Origin of the sequence: Chryseobacterium sp. 7, assembly GCF_003663845.1 — a bacterium.
GTDB lineage: Bacteria > Bacteroidota > Bacteroidia > Flavobacteriales > Weeksellaceae > Chryseobacterium.
Map to the genome: position 1 here is coordinate 744,588 of NZ_RCCA01000001.1, position 16,797 is coordinate 761,384.

Consider the following 16,797-nt stretch of genomic DNA (forward strand, 5'->3'; position numbering starts at 1 on the left):
CAAAAATAGTACGGAAAATGCCTTTCTGTAAAAAAATTATTACTGAAAGGCATTCTTTTGTTCCCGAATGGTAATTAATGAACCGGAATGCAAAAATCCACGATCATCTTTCCTTCCGGATGTTCTTTAAAATTAGTGTGATAAATCTCATAAGGAAAGGTTCTTCTTATAGAATAATTATTCTCATTCATCCATAAAAATAAAGAAACCCAGCACTGCTCAAAATCATCGAGCGTCACTTCACCGCTTCCCACAATGTATTTTCCGCCCTCTAAGGTTTCGGGAAATACTTCTCCCTCCTGCCGGGGCAGTTTTTCATCCAAAAGCATGCAGGCATGAATTCTCACTTTGTCAAGAGGAGTGATCTTGCAACTGTCATGATAAACGGAAATCATTTTAACATTCTCCCTTGGAAACAGGTTTTTCTTTTTTGCCCAATCTATCAAGATGTTGAAAGAGGGTTCTACATTGGCCATTCCTAGGCTCATTACGGATGCCAGATTCATTTCGGGCATTTGTTTTATTTCGATTTTTAAATTCATTTTGGTCCAGTTTAACAGGTTTTCAATGTTGCAAATGTATTGGCTGAAAACTGTATCCACCTGTCCGTTCTTGCTTTGTCTTTGTAAAATCTTGTGAAATTTCTCCGGAGCCGATTTTCGGAATTCTGTAGGTGCCAGACCATAATATTTTTTGAATGTTTTGCAGAAGACTGAGTGATTGGAGAACCCAAGATCCCAATAGATATCCTTGATTTTCATATTCTTATGAACTGCCAGGTGAAGGGCACTTTTTTCTGTTTTCTTCCTGACAATATAGTTCTGAAGGGTTTCTCCTGTGACCAGCTTAAATATTCTGTGGAAATGAAACGGTGAATAAGCACTTACCTCTGAAACTTTTTCCAGAGACAGATCTGCATCAATATGGTTATCAATGTATTGAATTGTTTTTACAATCCGCTTTTTATATTCTTCCACTTCAAAATTGTTAATTCACAAAGATATTTTTCCGGAGCTAAATTTTGTTGTCATTTATTGCGGTTATCCGAAAATTGCTTCATATTTTACATTAAATCTCCACTTCAAAATATGTAATAAGAGGTATTTCCTCTTTCATTTTCTGATCTGATGAAGCAATATAACTGTGGTAGTCTTCATGAATAAAAATCTCTTTGGTAAAGAATTTTTCACCCTCAATAACGCATTCATTATTCAACACTTCAAAGGATTCCAGAGGAAGCATCATTCCTGCTCCGTGGGCTTTTATTACAGCTTCTTTTCTTGTCCAATAGGTAAAGAAACTCTTTATTTTATCTTCAGAATCATGGACTTCCTGAAACTCATCAGCAGTCATCTGAAATGTAAAATCCAGATAACTGACTTTAGAATCACTGAATTCTACATCGATACCCAAAGGATAATCCGCAATTGCACAGACCACAAGATCTTTAGAATGCGATATATTAAAATGAAGATTATGACCTTTTAAATAAGGCTTTTTGTTAGGTAGAATCCCTATTTCTGCATCTGGGATGTTGTAATACGTTTTCAATCCATATTGTAAGAGAACCTTTCCCAGTAAAGAAAGCAGTGCATCCTGCCACCTCCTGTACCTCAGAATATTCTGCTTGATCTCCTGAGAAAACGCAGATAAATACCTGTCAAGAATAGACTGGTACTCTTTTTCACTGATGAATGTATACAGAATAATCATTTTTTTCCCTGTAGAGAAGCCTGATTTATAAATTGCTTTCTAACCACTAAAATAAGCTTTTTTTCGCCTCTTTTTAAAGAAGTTAGCCTATATGATAAAGTTTCAGAATTGAGGATTAAACGAACCCTGATTATGTTGATCAATCAAAGTAACTTTTTAAAAAAGACCAAGATCATAAAGCGCTTTGAAAAATCTTTTTTAAATTTATCGTAAAATCACTATAAATCATTTAAAAAATGAAAGTACAAACATTAGCATTATTGGCAGGATTTGCAGTTTTAGCTGTTTCATGTGGAACCACAAAAACATATTCTGTAAATGCCAAAAGCGGAACACAGACAGGAGGAACTGCAAAGTTTACTCAAAACGGGAATGAAGTAACAATGAAGCTGGATATCACGAACCTTACTCCCGGAATCCATGCGGTACACATTCATGAAAAAGGAGACTGCTCTGCAGCAGACGGAACTTCTACAGGGGGCCACTGGAATCCTTCCAAGAATGATCATGGTAAATGGGGTGCTGAACATTTCCATATGGGAGATATAGGAAACCTGGTTGCTGATCAGAGCGGTACAGCAACATTAACTTTCAAGACAGACAAATGGTGTTTAGGCTGTACAGATGAGTCTAAGAATATCATAGGAAAGGGTCTTATTGTACACGCTGCAGCAGATGATTTCCATACTCAGCCGACTGGAAATGCAGGAGGAAGAGTAGGATGTGTAGAAATTAAGTAATTCTTTCACGCCATAAAAAAACCGCTAATTTTCATTAGCGGTTTTTTTATAGTTAGGGTTTAGCTCCCATATCTGTTACAATGTTCATTGCTTCCTGCAGGTAAAGATCTTTTTTCAGATTCTTGATCCACATTTCAGATTTTTTCTTGAAAGCTTCGTCTTTTTTCTCTCTTTCAATCTCACTTGGATACATTGTAAACTGAAGACCGTTCTCAAATTTAGTTAAAGCTTTAAACTTTTCAATCTGAGATTTTCTGTTTTTCATCAGTTCATTGAATTTATTAATATTCAAAGTGATATTTTCTTCTTTATCCAGTTTCTCTCTCCACTGAGCAGATTCTAATAGTAGCTGATAATTGCTGTTTTTAGCCATTCTTCCAGCACTTGCTTTTTCAAGCGCCTGAATATTGAAGTAATTCAGTTTCTGGAATTTTGTAGGCGGTATTTTATCCCAGGCTAAAGCATAATCATCATATCTTTCTCCTACTTCAGCATAAGTAAAGAAATCTTTCATCTGAATATCAGATACAATTCCTTTTCTCTGTGTAGATTCTCCGGTAATTCTGTAGAATTTCTGGATAGTAAGCTTTAAAGATCCGAAATCATCTTCCGTGTTCAGGAATCTGTTTAAGTCTACAAAAGTCTGGACAGTACCCTTTCCGAAAGACTGCGGAGATCCGATAATCATTGCTCTTCCGTTATCCTGCATTACTCCTGCAAGGATTTCTGAAGCTGAAGCCGAAAGTTCATTTTGCATGATCACAAGCGGACCAGTCCAGATTGGAGTTTCGTTTTTATTCTTAAGCGTCTGTATTTTTCCGTTTCCGTCTTTCACCTGAACGTAAGGACCTGCTTCCATGAAAAGACCCATGATATCTCCTACTTCAGTTAATGAACCTCCTCCGTTATTTCTAAGGTCAAGAATGATTCCCTCAATGTTCTGTTCTTTCAGTTTAATGATTTCATTTTTAATGTCATCAGAAGCGTTTCTTCCTTTGGCATTTTCAAAATCAGCATTAAAGCTTGGAAGGTTAATGAAACCATATTTCTTACCGTTTGGAGCATTTACTACGATACTTCTTGCGAAAGTATCTTCAATAGCCACTTCTTCACGGATCATGGTTACATCTTTGATGGTTCCGTCTTTTTTCTGAACCGTAAGTGTTACCGGTGTTCCTTTCTCTCCTCTGATCAGTCTTACTGCTTCATCAGAAAGCATTCCTACCACGTTTACAGCGTCTTCTTTCGGTTTAGATCTTACTTTCAGTATTTTATCTCCTTCAGAAAGCTGTTTAGACTTCCATGCCGGTGCACCAATAGTAAGAGCTCCCAGGTAAAGATTTCCTTTTTTCTCCTGAATCAGTGCTCCGATACCAATTACTTTTCCGGTAAACTGGGTGTCAAAATCTTCTTTATCTTTTGGAGAATAATAGTTGGTGTGCGGATCGAATACTTCTGTATATGCATTCATATATACTGTAAACCAATCCATTTTCTTTCTCTTTTTGAATCTGGTAAAGGTATCTTTCACAAGATCTTTTACTTCATCAGTCGCTTTTTTGATCTTTTCATCCTGAGTAAGCGGCTTAAATTTGATAGTATCTTTCAGTTTGTATTTCTGAACAGAGTCTTTCTTTTCTTTCTGAGCTTCTTCTTTGCTGTTCATCGATTCAACTTCCTGAAGGATATTGTATTTGATGAATTTTTTCCACTCATTATACTGTTCCTGCTTGTTGGCAGGTACTTTTTTTAGCTTTGGCTCTAAAGTAAGCGTTTCATCTTCCTGAAGATTGATTGGCTTGCTGAAAATATCCTGAGTGATTTTATCAATCTCATCTACTCTCTGGTATAGCCTGTCAATCGTAAGCTTATAGAAGGTAAGATCTCCCTGGCCGATATAATCATCAAGCTTTGTTTCGTGCTTACTGAATTCATCCATATCAGACTGCAGGAAATATCTTTTTGCCGGATCTACCAATTCGAAATAATGCTTATAAACGTCCTTCGAATAGGCATCATTGATGGTTTTCGGGCTATAATGCAGATAAGAAAGTGTGTTTTTTACGCTCACCATGATCGTCTGCATCTTTTCATCGTCATTCTTAGGCGAGTTGAAACAAAACATCAGACTGGTTAATGGAATAAGAAGTAAAAATTTATTCAGTTTGAAATTTTTCCACATAAACTGTCTTTAATTTATTAATTTTTTTAAATAAGTATAGTAATTAGTAGCAGTAAGTTTGGTACCGTTACAAACGATCAAATTTAATACCTTATTTGCAATTATCAGATAGTTTTAAATATTTTTTTGTTAAAGAAATAAAAATTCTGTTTATTCAGAGATAATCTTGTAGAAGAAAAACTTTGGTAAAGATTATTGTACATTCTTTAGTACAAATAATCGCGCTGATAAAAACAGATATGCTCTGAATCTATTATCAAAAAAACTATATAAGATCTTATTATTATTTTTTACGTAATCAATAACCTATTTTAACAAAAAATTAAAAATAAATCTATTATAACAAGGATACTCTTTAAAAAAAACATTTTACATTGAGCATTTATCCCTTTGCATTGATATAAAAACAGACACATCTATTTTTTTTGTAATATTTTACAGTTGTAAATCAAATAGTTAAAACAATATCATATCTAAATAATATCAAATGTCCGTGAAAAATAATTTCAAAATTCTAATTTCGATCCGAAAGTTTAACAATCATAGTTCATTTGAAAATATCTATTCCCGTTTTTATACAAGTCCCGTTAGATTTGATTTACAGGAGATTATAATTTAAATGGCAGATAATTATTGTCTATGATATAAAACTTAAAAAAAACACATTATTAAACCTTTAACATGAAAAAAAACTATTCGATTGTAGCATCAATTGCTGCTTCAGTGATGCTTAATGCACAAGTCACTGCGGTAGGCATAAACACCAGTACTCCTACAAACACATTAGACATTAATGGTACAGCCCGCGTTAGAACCTTAGTTCCCAATACCTACATTTCCGGTATTGACAAAATAGTAGTTGCAGATGCATCCGGAGTATTAAAATCTGTTCCTGAAAGTGCTATTTCTACCCATCTTTCATATGATATTTTATTTGATCTAAATTCTTTAGGAATTGCTTCTATTGATGATGCTGATACCAGTGCAAGTAATCCCAGAACTCCCATTGAAATTCAAAGTAAAACCATAACCCTTACTAAGGATGCCTTGGTACAGATTAATTTTTGCGTTCCCCTTAATAAAGTCTATGAACATGGTACTGCCCTACCTCCAAAAGATGGAAGAATCAAAATGCTTAGAACCAATTTGGTTGTGGATGGAAATATCGTTACAAAATCAACAAACACAGTTACAAATTATGTAAACCCAGATGAGCCTACGCCACCGCCTGCTTTAACTGGTGTTTTTTATAACACCGGCAGTTTTTCTATAAAGTTAGCAGCAGGAACCCACACCATTAAGCTAGAAGGTACATGTAATCCATACATATCCTGTGAACAGGGAGGAGGTATCTCAGGAGCAAGATTTCAAGCTATAGCTTTATACTAACACTATACAAAACAATTACGTTTATATATTAATTTAAAATTCAATTACGATGAAAAAAACAATTTTGGCAGGTTTACTGCTTGCAACATTTAGTACTTCTTTCATGAATGCAAACACCAAAAAGGTCGCGGCTCATAGTGAAAAAACATTATGCTGTTGGTTTTCCGTTTCATATGAAACCAGACAAGAAGGAAGCTGTACAGTTACGTATAAAGTCGTAACTCAATATTTTCTTTGCTGTCCCTTAGGAACTACCAGAACAGTTTATTCAAAAAGTTGTGCATCTACTCCTATTCCTACCAATCCCGGAAATCCAACAAACCCTGGAAATCCTGGTGGAGCAAATAGAATTGCACAATAAAATAATCTTTATTTTAATTTTAAATTACTCCCTTCAGATTTAACCTGGAGGGACTTTTGTTTATGTTCAAAAATCTTAAACAGATACCACAAAAACTATTTTTTTCTCATAAAGGCATAAAATATGCAGAGAATTAACAATACACGTTAAAAATATTAAGTTATGAAAAGTTTACTATGGTTAGTTGCAGTCATCTGCATTGTTGTTTGGCTTTTAGGAATGTTAGGAATAGTTCCGGGTATGAGTACGGGTTATTTAATTCACGTTTTACTAGTCATCGCTATTATTGTTATTCTTTATAACATCATTTCCGGAAGAAAACCCCTCGATTAGTTTATTATTTTGTTAAACATTTAAATTAAGACCTTTTATCAGGTGCTTTTCCAGATGAAGAGCACCTGTAAAAGTCTGTAAGGTTCAATCTATTAATTTTCCTTCATTTCCGTTTCATTTTCTGTATTTTAAAATCTTCTCAATTCCTTCTTTCAACCTTGTTTTTCCGTTAAAATTATGGTTTTATAATTTCTGATTTGCAATCGTCAATAACAAATCCGGTATTTTATGGCATCTTATTTTTAACTACATTTGATGTGTTGAAAATCTATTTGTTCAATTCTTACAATGAACAAACTCATTCTATTTAAATAAAAAAAAATAAATATAATTTATGGAAAGACCACTTATTCTGGTGACTAATGATGACGGAATTACAGCTCCCGGTATCAGAAATCTTATCAATTTTATGAATGAAATAGGAGAAGTAGTGGTTGTAGCACCCAACTCTCCTCAAAGTGGAAAAGGCCACGCTATTACCATCAATTCTACCTTAAGCTATGAAGAAGTAACTCTGGATGGGCCACAGACAGATTTTTCATGCAGTGGAACTCCTGTAGACTGTGTAAAAATGGCTCTTGACAAAATTCTGACAAGAAGACCTGATATTGTGGTTTCAGGAATCAATCACGGGGCTAATTCATCTATCAATGTAATTTATTCCGGGACGATGTCTGCCGCTGTGGAAGCTGGTGTAGAAGGAATTCCTGCGATTGGATTCTCATTACTTGATTTCAGCTGGGAAGCAGATTTTACTCAAGCTAAAGAATTTATTCAGAATATCGTAAGAAAAACACTGGAAAATCCAATGCCTAAAGGCGTTGTACTGAATGTCAATATTCCTAAACTTACGGCCTCAGAAATAAAAGGCGTGAAGGTTTGTAAGCAGGCTAATGCCAAATGGGAAGAAAGCTTTGATGAAAGAGTAAATCCGCACGGGAAAAAGTATTACTGGCTGACGGGTTATTTCAACAATATGGATGATTCTGAAGATGCTGATGAAACGGCATTGTCAAACGGATATATTTCTATTGTTCCTGTAAAATTTGACCTTACAGCGTATGAATATATGAAAACATTGGAAGAGGTAATGACTTTTTAAAATGTAAAAAAAGCAAAATAAATCTCAGAAATTAAAAATAAGAAAAGCGTGAAATTGAGTTTCACGCTTTTTTATGTATTAAAATAACACTTTATCTTCTTTTCTGAGTTCTTCGAGATAAGCCTTTTTTTCGTCCCTGTAGAAAAGATTCATGGTTTCAAAAGGAATTAACTTCAAGTCTTTATTAACAATATGAACACAGGATTTTTTTACTGCCCGTACATCAAAATCATGAGCATCCATAAAGTTCATAATAATAATTCTAAACAGATTGTCATACCCGAGATCCGGGGCGCAAACTTCCGGAAGACAGCACAGTAACTGATTTACTTTGGACTGCACTTTATCTACAGAAATTCCGGTACTGAATATATCCAGCAGCTGCATATGCAGCCCTTTATCCTGTTCGTAAACAATGGTATTCCTGGATTCGTTATTCAGGAGATCTGCCGGATTGATATACCTGGTTAAAGGAATTATTTCATCCTGAAGTTTTAAAATATATCCCATCGCCAAAGAATCCGGGTTACATGGAACCGGAATAATGTCATCAGCATTCAATAAAGGAAACTGATTGATGATTTCCTGCCTTACCTCCGTTAAAGTAATTTTTTCATGAGCAGAATCTTCCCTGTTTCTTCCTGCAATCTCAACAGGCTGGAAAGTGATTCCCCTCACACATTTCTGCTTCAGTGCAAATTCTATAATTTTTCCAATTTCATCAATATTTTTGCCTTTCTGAAGGACAATAACCAATGTAGTGGAAAGATTAAGTTCATTAAGTTTTTCTAACGCTTTCATTCTTACAGCAGTAAGATCTTTACCTCTGAAGTCTTCCAAAACTTCCGGTTTGAATGAATCAAACTGAAGATATATTTCAAACTCAGGAGCATAGGTGGCCAATTGTTCAGCAAATCCCGGATCATTGGCAATTCTGACTCCGTTGGTATTCAGCATGAGATGTTTAATAGGTTTTGACTTTGCAATATCCATAATCTTGAAAAACTCCGGATGAATTGTGGGTTCTCCCCCACTGATCTGAACTACATCCGGCTCTCCTTCATTTTTTACAATAACATCAAACATGGCTTCAATTTCTTCCAGGCTTCTATGACTTCCATAGTGCGGAGAAGACATCGCATAACACGTAGGGCAAGTTAGATTACAACGATCTGTAACTTCTACGATAGAAAGGCAGCTATGCTGTTCATGATCTACGCAAAGCCCGCAATCATAGGGGCATCCATATTCTACATCGGTTCCGAAATGAAGAGGCATTTCTGAAGCCTTATTATAGTTTCTTATGTTTTTATAATAATGTACATCGGAAGCTATTTTTGTTTTAAAAAAGCCATGATCAGGACATCTCTTGGTCATAAAAACAGCTTCATCCTCTATGATAATCTTTGCTCCTACCCTTTTAAGACATTCCGGACAAAGACTGATTGTATAATCGTAATAGGTATAATTTCTTACTGGCATCGTTATTTTTTTAATTGCTTATCCACAAATATAACCGCTGATCAGTCCACAGATCAGAAGGCATATCAGCATTGTTTGAATAAATTGTTTTTTACTGAATTTTCTGTTGTCCTTACTTTCATAAATCAGTTTTGCAATAACTGTAACAATAAGCGACAAAAACAAAGCACCTAAAATTATTATTCCAACGATTATGATTACCACACCGGTCATATCACCAACCTCTAAAAGTGTTAATAGATTCATCTTGAATATTTTAAAGTAGTTTGAGTATTTTTAATACTATAAATGTAATAAATAATCATGCAAATACATACAAGTTGGATAGTTCCCAGATTTCCTGCCAATTCAACCCTCGGTTTTATGAAATCTAATAACAATCTGAATATAAAATAGCTGATCATAAACAATTGAAAAATAAAGCCGGAAGGATATTTCTTAAGATTTTGAATATATTTTAACCCCAGCCAGAGAGCAATTAAAAAGACTATTTCATATAAAGCAACCGGATGCCTGAGGTATTGATCTCCCAAATGCATCCCAAAAACAGAATCAGTAGGAATACCATATGTTTCTTCATAAATTCCTGTAAGAAAGCAACCTATCCTGCCTATAATAATGGCAAACATCAAAGGAAAAACAATAAGATCTCCAGTACTTTCTTTATGGTTGACTATTCTTTTTGCTAATTCAACCCCTAATAATCCAAAGGCCAGACCTCCGACTATGGTATTATTTGACCAGAATTTTTTAATACTAAAATTCTCAAATAATGTATAGGGATTTTCAAGATTACCAATCAGTTTGGAACCTATCAAGGCACCGGCAGTAGCTCCTATTAAAACTGCAGCAGAGGTATTGAAAGAAAGTTTTTCTTTAGACTTACGTTTCAGATAAAAATAATATCTCATTCCCAAAAACATTCCACCAGCCTCAAAAAGAGGATGTGCAAGGATAGTTTTGCCGAAAATATGAAATGTTACAGGAAAATCCATTATTTCAAAAATACACTATTTCATATTATTCACTACCTTTATTCTGACAAATAATTACAAAATGCGTATAGAATATGACATAAAACTGGGCTTTAAGGATGTAATGTTCCGCCCAAAACGTTCTACTTTAAAATCCCGTTCGGAAGTTGATTTACAAAGAGAATTTACCTTTAAGCATACCAAGAAAAAATGGACAGGAGTTCCCGTAATTGCAGCCAATATGGATACGGTAGGAACTTTTGAAATGGCTGTAGAGCTTGCCAAGGAAAAGATTATTACAGCGGTTCACAAGCATTATACTCCTGAAGAATGGAGCCGGTTTCTGGACAGCCAGCCGGAAAGTATACATCAATACATTGCTCTAAGCACAGGAACAGGAAAAGCCGATGAAGAAAAAATAAAACAAATCCTCGAAAAGCATCCAAAAATTGAGTTTCTCTGCATAGATGTAGCCAATGGCTATTCTGAGCATTTCGTTGAATTTGTGAAGAAGGCAAGAGCCAATTTCCCGGATAAAATTATTATTGCCGGAAATGTGGTGACAGGAGAAATGGTAGAAGAGCTTCTTTTGGTAGGAGCAGATATTATAAAAGTAGGTATTGGCCCCGGATCTGTTTGTACAACGAGAGTAAAAACAGGCGTAGGATATCCCCAGCTCTCTGCTATTATTGAGTGTGCAGATGCCGCTCATGGTTTAGGAGGACACATCATTGCTGATGGTGGATGTAAAGTTCCCGGTGATGTAGCAAAAGCATTTGGTGGTGGTGCAGATTTCGTGATGCTGGGCGGAATGTTTGCCGGTCATGATGAAAGCGGCGGTGAAATGATGGAAGAAAACGGTAAAAAATATCGTTCATTCTATGGAATGAGTTCCAAAACAGCGATGGATAAGCATTCCGGAGGTGTGGCAGAATATCGTGCTTCAGAAGGAAAAACAGTAAAAGTAGCTTATAAAGGTCCCGTTTCTGAAACGGTAAAGGATATTTTAGGAGGAGTAAGATCTACTTGCACTTATGTAGGAGCTTCTACCCTTAAGGAACTTTCCAAGAGAACTACTTTTATAAGGGTTCAGGAGCAGGAAAATCAGGTTTTTAACTAAAATTGATTTAAGGATAATAAAAAAGGCTGCAAATTGCAGCCTTTTCTTATATTTTAAGTTAACATTCCACCATCAACGTTTAACGTCTGTCCGGTAATGTATGCTGACATTTCGCTTCCTAAGAATACGCAAGCATTTGCAATATCTGCAGGCTGTCCTCCCCTTTTCATCGGAATTTCTTCTCTCCATCCCTGAACTGTTTTTTCGTCCAGAACAGCAGTCATTTCCGTTTCAATAAATCCTGGAGCGATAGCATTACATCTGATGTTTCTTGAACCTAATTCCAGTGCAACAGATTTTGTAAACCCGATAACTCCAGCTTTAGAGGCTGCGTAGTTGGCTTGTCCGGCATTTCCTTTCACTCCTACCACAGAAGTCATATTAATAATAGATCCTGATCTTGCCTTCATCATCGGCTTGATTACCGCTTTTGTAAGGTTAAAAACTGAATCTAAGTTTACTTTGATTACTTTATCCCAGTCTTCTTTAGACATTCTCAATAACAGGTTATCTTTTGTAATTCCTGCATTGTTGATCAGAATATCAATCTGCCCGAACTCTGTCATTACATCTTCCACCAATTTCTGAGCAGCATCGTAATCTGATGCGTCAGACTGATATCCCTTAATTTGGGTTACAGAACTTAAAGCTGCTTCTAATTCTTTTGCTTTGTCTACAGAACCCGCGTAGGTAAATGCTACCTTTGCCCCTTGCTGAGCAAACATTTCAGCGATACCTTTACCGATTCCTCTTGTAGCTCCGGTAATTAATGCTACTTTTCCTTCTAATATTTTCATATCTATTGATAATTATTTTCTTTTATAACTCATTCAGCTTCTGACAGCTGCCTCTTATTGCTTCTACAATTCCTCTCCGGAATTAAACGGTTTGCAAAGATATTATAAAATGTTATTCAAGCCATTTAAATTGTTAAAATACTGGATTTTTTTGACAATTACTAGGGTTTTTATTAAAGTTGAACGGAGTTATTTTTAAATCTGGTGAAATAAATAAAGTCTGTTTTTTTGCTTCTATCCAGCTTCAGTACTTCTTTCTGCCAGAAATACTTATCATAAATGATTTCTTTTAAAGGTTCATTCTGAAAGTTAGAAACCCCAAATTTTCCTTCTTTTTTTACCACAATTTCGTTTTCAGCATTCCCGAATGTTATTATATCTTCATAGATAAAGGGTACAATTTCTGTTCCTTTTCCATCCAGAATGCCATAAAAATTGTCTGTGTTCCTGCAAACCAAAGGTTTTGAATAATGATTCAGTATATTAAAATATTCTATGCCTTCATTTTTGATTTGGTTGATATTTTTCAATTCAGACATTGATTGATCCTTCACTGAAAATCTATAGTAACGATCCTGCTTGCCAATGATTAAATTATCCGGATAGAAGCCTAAAATCTGAACTCCTTCTCCTACAATGTTCTTAAGATCTTTATCCAGAAACTGTTCTTCATTTCCTTTTTTTAAATAGATAAAATCTTTTCCTGAAATGGTAAAACTTTTGATGAAATCATATTCCTGGGGGAAAATCATATTTCCCTGCAAATCTACAACACCGTATTTTTTTTGCTTATCATGATAAACATTGAAAAGATTATTCAATAAAGGATCCAAATATTTAAATGGCTGAGCATACAACTTCTTATCTTTCTTATTGAAAACTGTTGTTTTTCCATTTTTTGTAAGGTAGATGTACTCTTTTTTGCCAAAGTATTCAGGGATGGCATCGTTGAAGATCTCTTCTGCAATGGTATTTTCTTCCGTGTCAATCAAGCCGTATTTTCCTGTACTTTTATTTTGGGTAATCAGATAAGGATAGGCATTGATATTGACTACATTTTTTGAAAATTTATGCAGTGTCTGACCATTGTTTCCGATGATTTCATGCTCATTGTCTTCATTAATGATAAGAGCTCTGCCCTCTTCAAAATTATAATCTTCTTTAAATTCCCGGGTGCTGAGCTGTTTTCCATGAAGGTCAAAGAGTATCCATTTTTTATCTTTTAAAACAAATAATCTGTTCTTCCCGGAAAAACGAATTTTTTCTGCATAAGGAATGATTTCCTTTCCGTTAAAATCATATACAGCTTCTCTGTCCTGTTTTGTAGAAATAATGCATTCTTCACTCCACCAGGGTGTATTAAATTCCTGATTATCCAAAGGAATAATCTCTTTTCCTTTTTCGTCAATAACAGCGGATTTTCTATTGCTTCCTTCTTCTGAATAAAGGACAAACCTGTTTTTAAAAACATGCAAAATTCCTCCTTTGGAAGGAGATTCAAAGGTTATAGTACCCAAAGAGTCTACAATTCCCAGCTTCTTATAACCGGCATCATAAAACGTTCCGTATCCCTCAGAATAAGAACTTACCTCCCTATCTGCCTTTTTAGACAGAATCACTTTCATATATTGGTTAGTCTGTGCTGTACAGACTACAGAACTCAATACAAAAATTAATTTTTTCAAGGAAAATTAAATAGAATTGTTGACGATAAGAACGATCTCTCCTTTTAAAGTTTTACTCTTGGAAAACTCAATTAATTCATTGATTGTTCCGCGTTTGGTTTCTTCAAATTTTTTAGAGATTTCACGGCTTAAGCTTGCTTTGGTTTCTTCTCCAAAGAATTCCTTGATCTGCTCCAGCGTGGTATTGATTTTATGAGGACTTTCGTAAAGAACTATCGTCTTTTTTTCTTCTGCAAGCTGCTTCAGCTTTGTCTGTCTTCCTTTTTTCTGTGGTAAAAAGCCAGCGAATAAAAATTCGTTATTAGGAAGTCCTGAAACCACTAATGCAGGAATCAGCGCTGTGGCTCCGGGAAGGCAGATCATATCAATATTATTGTCTGCTCCTGCTTTTGCAAGCAAATATCCGGGATCCGAAATACCGGGTGTTCCGGCATCGGTAATAATTGCGATATTCTGACCATTTTTAAGGTCTGCAATTACTTTCTCTGTTGCATGATGTTCATTGTGCAAATGATAAGATTTCAAAGGCTTTGAGATCTCGAAATGTTTTAAAAGTATTCCGGAAGTTCTGGTATCTTCGCATAAAATATAGTCTACTTCTTTCAGGACATTTACTGCCCTGAATGTCATATCTTCCAGGTTCCCAACGGGTGTGGGAACAAAATATAGGATTCCGCTCAAAATTATAAGAATTTATTTTCCACCAATATCCAAAGTCTCTGCGCGTATTCATCCACTTTATTCCATTTTCTGTCGTAATAAAGATCACTCAAATATTCTTTGGCTTCTTCCAGTGTTTTGAATTGGTTCAGCTGAAAAATAGTATCATTAAGATCTGTCTGGCTTCCTTCGAACAGCATTTTAGAGAAAGCAATTCTGTCATTCAGATCCAGTTTAAATTCTGGTTTCTGCTTATCTGCTTCCATAAATTGGGTAGGAATATTAGATTTCAGGATGCTTCCTGTATCTTCTTTTACTGCTGCCGGTTCTTTCTCTTTTGGAAGTGGAACTTCTGTTTCCAGATGATCATCATCAAAAAGTGACTGAACGGCTTTTAATCCTTTGATATTGGCTAATTTTATTTTTTTCTCCTGATGATATGCTTCTAAGTTTTCAAAGCTCTCATCAGAAGGATGTCTGTCTGTTTCTTCAGGAACAGGTCTGTCTATTTCAACAATCTTTCTTCTGTCATACACTTCAGCAAGAATGCTTTCTTCTTTAGCAGGTTCTTCAGAATGATCATTTTTTATCTCACTCAGAATATTTTCTACATTAGAAGTTTCTGTAGCCATTTCGCCCTGTTCTATGGAAATATTGGAAGCTACAAACTGTTCTTCGTTTTCCTCAATCAGTATTTCGTCATCCAGTGTTTCTGCATCAAAAATACTAGGAATAGTCTCCGCTACCGAAGCTTTAGCATCATTTACCACAGCAAAATCTGTTTCTTTTTTAGATTCTGGTTCAGGGCTTCCTTCTTCCAGTTCTTCTATTTCATTAAGCTGATTATTGAAAACAGCTTCTTCTTCTGTTACTTCATGATGAAACAGGTCTTCATTGAGATCTTCATCAGAATCAGGTTGAGAATCTGCCAGAATTTTTTCTTCATCTACAAAGCTTAGAACAGCTCTCTGTTCTTGTGAAATTTCATTTTCATCAATTTCGTTCAGTTGATTATTGAAAACTGCTTCTTCTTCCAGAGTTTCATGCTCAGGAGCTTCTTCATGAATATTTTCTTCCTTGTTTTCTTCTACAAAACTTACGATATTTTCATGGAATTCATTTTCAACAATGTCATTCAGCTGGTTGTTGAAAACGGCTTCCTCTTCTTCAGATTCGTTGGAGAAAACCTCATTTTCATCAATTTCGTTCAGCTCATTATTAAAAATTGCTTCTTCCTCTGTCACCTCATTTCCTGTATCATGATGATCTGTATCTCCTGATACAAAAGAAAGATGCTGATGATCCGGATTCTGTGCCGGAACGTCTGTAATGAAGTATTCAATATTTTTTTCCAGCAGTTTCAAAAAAGAAATCCTGTTAGCAAGCTCATCCACAAGATCTTGCTTGGAAAGTAATTCGTCTATATGGCTTATTTTGTCCAGATTATCAATGATATTCATGGATTCAAAAAAAATCTTTTCCTTTAAATCTTGGATATTCTGCATAATAAGATTCTTATTAAAATTGCTTACTTTTGATGTTAAAAATATACGGCTAATTTAACAAATGTTTTTAGAAAATACAATTAATCATTCCAAACAAAGCGGTTGGATGGAAGTAATTTGTGGCTCTATGTTTTCCGGTAAAACCGAGGAACTTATCCGCAGATTGCGAAGAGCGGAAATGGCAGGACAGAATGTGGAAATTTTTAAGCCAAAAATGGATGTACGCTATTCTGAAGAGGATGTAGTGTCTCATAATCAGAATAAAATCCGTAGTACAGCAGTAGAAAATCCTAATGAAATTCTTCTGCTGGCTTCCAATTGTGATGTAGTAGCCATTGATGAAGCTCAGTTTTTCGATGAAAGCATTGTTGATGTTGCCAATCAGCTTGCCAATAGTGGTATCAGAGTGGTGATTGCCGGGTTGGATATGGACTTTTTGGGACGTCCGTTCGGGCCAATGCCTAATCTGATGGCTACAGCAGAGTATGTTACAAAAGTGCATGCTATTTGTAAAAGAACAGGTAATCTTGCCAATTATTCCATGAGAACTTCTCAGGGAGATGATCTTGTAGAATTGGGAGAAACTGAAAGCTATGAAGCAGTAAGCCGCCGTGTTTTTATTGACGAAGTACTTTCAAAAAGAAAATAAATGAGAAAAGGTAAAACAGTAAAATTTTAAAATTACTGTTTGCAAAAAACATAGAACACATTCACATAATATAAAATGAAAAGCGAAAACGCTCTATTGTAAAAT

The 16,797-nt window shown here is 35.2% G+C and carries 17 protein-coding genes; 7 read left to right on the forward strand and 10 right to left on the reverse strand.

All coding sequences use genetic code 11. From position 1 onward, the window contains the following. Positions 1–74 precede the first annotated feature (74 nt). Both CLU97_RS03475 and CLU97_RS03480 read right to left on the reverse strand, forming a co-directional pair. The gene (locus CLU97_RS03475) at positions 75–977 is read right to left on the reverse strand and encodes a GyrI-like domain-containing protein (protein WP_121486711.1); all 903 of its coding nucleotides are present in this window, start codon (positions 975–977) and stop codon (positions 75–77) included. Positions 978–1,068: 91 nt separating this feature from the next. After that, a complete protein-coding gene (locus CLU97_RS03480) occupies positions 1,069–1,713 on the reverse strand; it encodes a 4'-phosphopantetheinyl transferase family protein (RefSeq protein ID WP_121486712.1) in 645 nt (214 codons plus the stop codon). 236 nt (positions 1,714–1,949) lie between these two features. On the opposite strand from CLU97_RS03480, the gene CLU97_RS03485 reads away from it, so the two are divergent. Next, positions 1,950–2,453: a superoxide dismutase family protein gene (locus CLU97_RS03485; RefSeq protein ID WP_034694065.1), complete on the forward strand. Its 504-nt coding sequence runs from the start codon at positions 1,950–1,952 to the stop codon at positions 2,451–2,453. A gap of 52 nt (positions 2,454–2,505) precedes the next feature. Here CLU97_RS03485 and CLU97_RS03490 read toward each other — a convergent pair whose 3' ends face one another. Further along, a complete protein-coding gene (locus tag CLU97_RS03490; protein ID WP_121486713.1) occupies positions 2,506–4,635 on the reverse strand; it encodes a carboxy terminal-processing peptidase in 2,130 nt (709 codons plus the stop codon). Positions 4,636–5,316: 681 nt separating this feature from the next. Here CLU97_RS03490 and CLU97_RS03495 point away from each other — a divergent pair. From CLU97_RS03495 to surE, 4 genes are all read left to right on the forward strand, one after another. Then, positions 5,317–6,024, forward strand: a complete 708-nt coding sequence (locus CLU97_RS03495; RefSeq protein ID WP_121486714.1) for a hypothetical protein — start codon at positions 5,317–5,319, stop codon at positions 6,022–6,024. A gap of 49 nt (positions 6,025–6,073) precedes the next feature. After that, a complete protein-coding gene (locus tag CLU97_RS03500; RefSeq protein WP_121486715.1) occupies positions 6,074–6,385 on the forward strand; it encodes a hypothetical protein in 312 nt (103 codons plus the stop codon). Between the two features lie 162 nt (positions 6,386–6,547). Continuing rightward, entirely contained in the window at positions 6,548–6,718 is a 171-nt protein-coding gene (locus CLU97_RS03505) for a lmo0937 family membrane protein (RefSeq protein ID WP_047426491.1), read from the forward strand. A 334-nt stretch (positions 6,719–7,052) separates the two neighbouring features. Further along, on the forward strand, positions 7,053–7,820 hold the full coding sequence (gene surE, locus CLU97_RS03510; protein ID WP_121486716.1) for a 5'/3'-nucleotidase SurE: 768 nt from the start codon (positions 7,053–7,055) through the stop codon (positions 7,818–7,820). Between the two features lie 78 nt (positions 7,821–7,898). Here surE and CLU97_RS03515 read toward each other — a convergent pair whose 3' ends face one another. Genes CLU97_RS03515 through CLU97_RS03525 form a run of 3 tightly spaced genes read right to left on the reverse strand, consistent with a single transcriptional unit; the run spans position 7,899 to position 10,297 of the window. Continuing rightward, positions 7,899–9,302: a radical SAM protein gene (locus CLU97_RS03515; RefSeq protein ID WP_121486717.1), complete on the reverse strand. Its 1,404-nt coding sequence runs from the start codon at positions 9,300–9,302 to the stop codon at positions 7,899–7,901. A gap of 18 nt (positions 9,303–9,320) precedes the next feature. Beyond that, positions 9,321–9,548: a hypothetical protein gene (locus CLU97_RS03520; RefSeq protein ID WP_121486718.1), complete on the reverse strand. Its 228-nt coding sequence runs from the start codon at positions 9,546–9,548 to the stop codon at positions 9,321–9,323. After that, complete coding sequence (locus CLU97_RS03525) at positions 9,545–10,297, reverse strand: prolipoprotein diacylglyceryl transferase (protein WP_183084508.1); 753 nt, start codon at positions 10,295–10,297, stop codon at positions 9,545–9,547. The genes CLU97_RS03520 and CLU97_RS03525 overlap by 4 nt, the downstream gene beginning before the upstream one ends. Before the next feature lie 61 nt (positions 10,298–10,358). Between CLU97_RS03525 and CLU97_RS03530 the strand changes: the two genes are divergently transcribed. Then, a complete protein-coding gene (locus tag CLU97_RS03530; protein ID WP_121486720.1) occupies positions 10,359–11,396 on the forward strand; it encodes a GMP reductase in 1,038 nt (345 codons plus the stop codon). 53 nt (positions 11,397–11,449) lie between these two features. On the opposite strand, the gene fabG is transcribed toward CLU97_RS03530, so the two are convergent. The 4 genes from fabG to CLU97_RS03550 form a co-directional block, all read right to left on the reverse strand. Next, positions 11,450–12,193 (reverse strand): 3-oxoacyl-[acyl-carrier-protein] reductase, encoded by a 744-nt coding sequence (gene fabG, locus CLU97_RS03535; RefSeq protein WP_121486721.1) that lies wholly within the window; start codon positions 12,191–12,193, stop codon positions 11,450–11,452. Positions 12,194–12,366: 173 nt separating this feature from the next. Next, entirely contained in the window at positions 12,367–13,878 is a 1,512-nt protein-coding gene (locus CLU97_RS03540) for a WG repeat-containing protein (protein WP_147436436.1), read from the reverse strand. A gap of 6 nt (positions 13,879–13,884) precedes the next feature. After that, a complete protein-coding gene (gene rsmI, locus CLU97_RS03545) occupies positions 13,885–14,559 on the reverse strand; it encodes a 16S rRNA (cytidine(1402)-2'-O)-methyltransferase (RefSeq protein ID WP_121486723.1) in 675 nt (224 codons plus the stop codon). A gap of 2 nt (positions 14,560–14,561) precedes the next feature. Beyond that, positions 14,562–16,043, reverse strand: coding sequence for a hypothetical protein (locus tag CLU97_RS03550; RefSeq protein ID WP_121486724.1), 1,482 nt, complete (start codon positions 16,041–16,043; stop codon positions 14,562–14,564). Positions 16,044–16,104: 61 nt separating this feature from the next. Between CLU97_RS03550 and CLU97_RS03555 the strand changes: the two genes are divergently transcribed. Next, entirely contained in the window at positions 16,105–16,692 is a 588-nt protein-coding gene (locus CLU97_RS03555; RefSeq protein WP_089693308.1) for a thymidine kinase, read from the forward strand. The last annotated feature ends 105 nt before the right edge of the window (positions 16,693–16,797 follow it).

Bases quoted from the DNA above. Each gene is read 5' to 3' on its own strand.
- CLU97_RS03480 (WP_121486712.1), bottom strand. From the start codon at position 1,713: ATGATTATTCTGTATACATTCATCAGTGAAAAAGAGTACCAGTCTATT.
- CLU97_RS03485 (WP_034694065.1), top strand. From the start codon at position 1,950: ATGAAAGTACAAACATTAGCATTATTGGCAGGATTTGCAGTTTTAGCT.
- CLU97_RS03490 (WP_121486713.1), bottom strand. From the start codon at position 4,635: ATGTGGAAAAATTTCAAACTGAATAAATTTTTACTTCTTATTCCATTA.
- CLU97_RS03495 (WP_121486714.1), top strand. From the start codon at position 5,317: ATGAAAAAAAACTATTCGATTGTAGCATCAATTGCTGCTTCAGTGATG.
- CLU97_RS03500 (WP_121486715.1), top strand. From the start codon at position 6,074: ATGAAAAAAACAATTTTGGCAGGTTTACTGCTTGCAACATTTAGTACT.
- CLU97_RS03505 (WP_047426491.1), top strand. From the start codon at position 6,548: ATGAAAAGTTTACTATGGTTAGTTGCAGTCATCTGCATTGTTGTTTGG.
- surE (WP_121486716.1), top strand. From the start codon at position 7,053: ATGGAAAGACCACTTATTCTGGTGACTAATGATGACGGAATTACAGCT.
- CLU97_RS03515 (WP_121486717.1), bottom strand. From the start codon at position 9,302: ATGCCAGTAAGAAATTATACCTATTACGATTATACAATCAGTCTTTGT.
- CLU97_RS03520 (WP_121486718.1), bottom strand. From the start codon at position 9,548: ATGAATCTATTAACACTTTTAGAGGTTGGTGATATGACCGGTGTGGTA.
- CLU97_RS03525 (WP_183084508.1), bottom strand. From the start codon at position 10,297: ATGGATTTTCCTGTAACATTTCATATTTTCGGCAAAACTATCCTTGCA.
- CLU97_RS03530 (WP_121486720.1), top strand. From the start codon at position 10,359: ATGCGTATAGAATATGACATAAAACTGGGCTTTAAGGATGTAATGTTC.
- fabG (WP_121486721.1), bottom strand. From the start codon at position 12,193: ATGAAAATATTAGAAGGAAAAGTAGCATTAATTACCGGAGCTACAAGA.
- CLU97_RS03550 (WP_121486724.1), bottom strand. From the start codon at position 16,043: ATGCAGAATATCCAAGATTTAAAGGAAAAGATTTTTTTTGAATCCATG.
- CLU97_RS03555 (WP_089693308.1), top strand. From the start codon at position 16,105: ATGTTTTTAGAAAATACAATTAATCATTCCAAACAAAGCGGTTGGATG.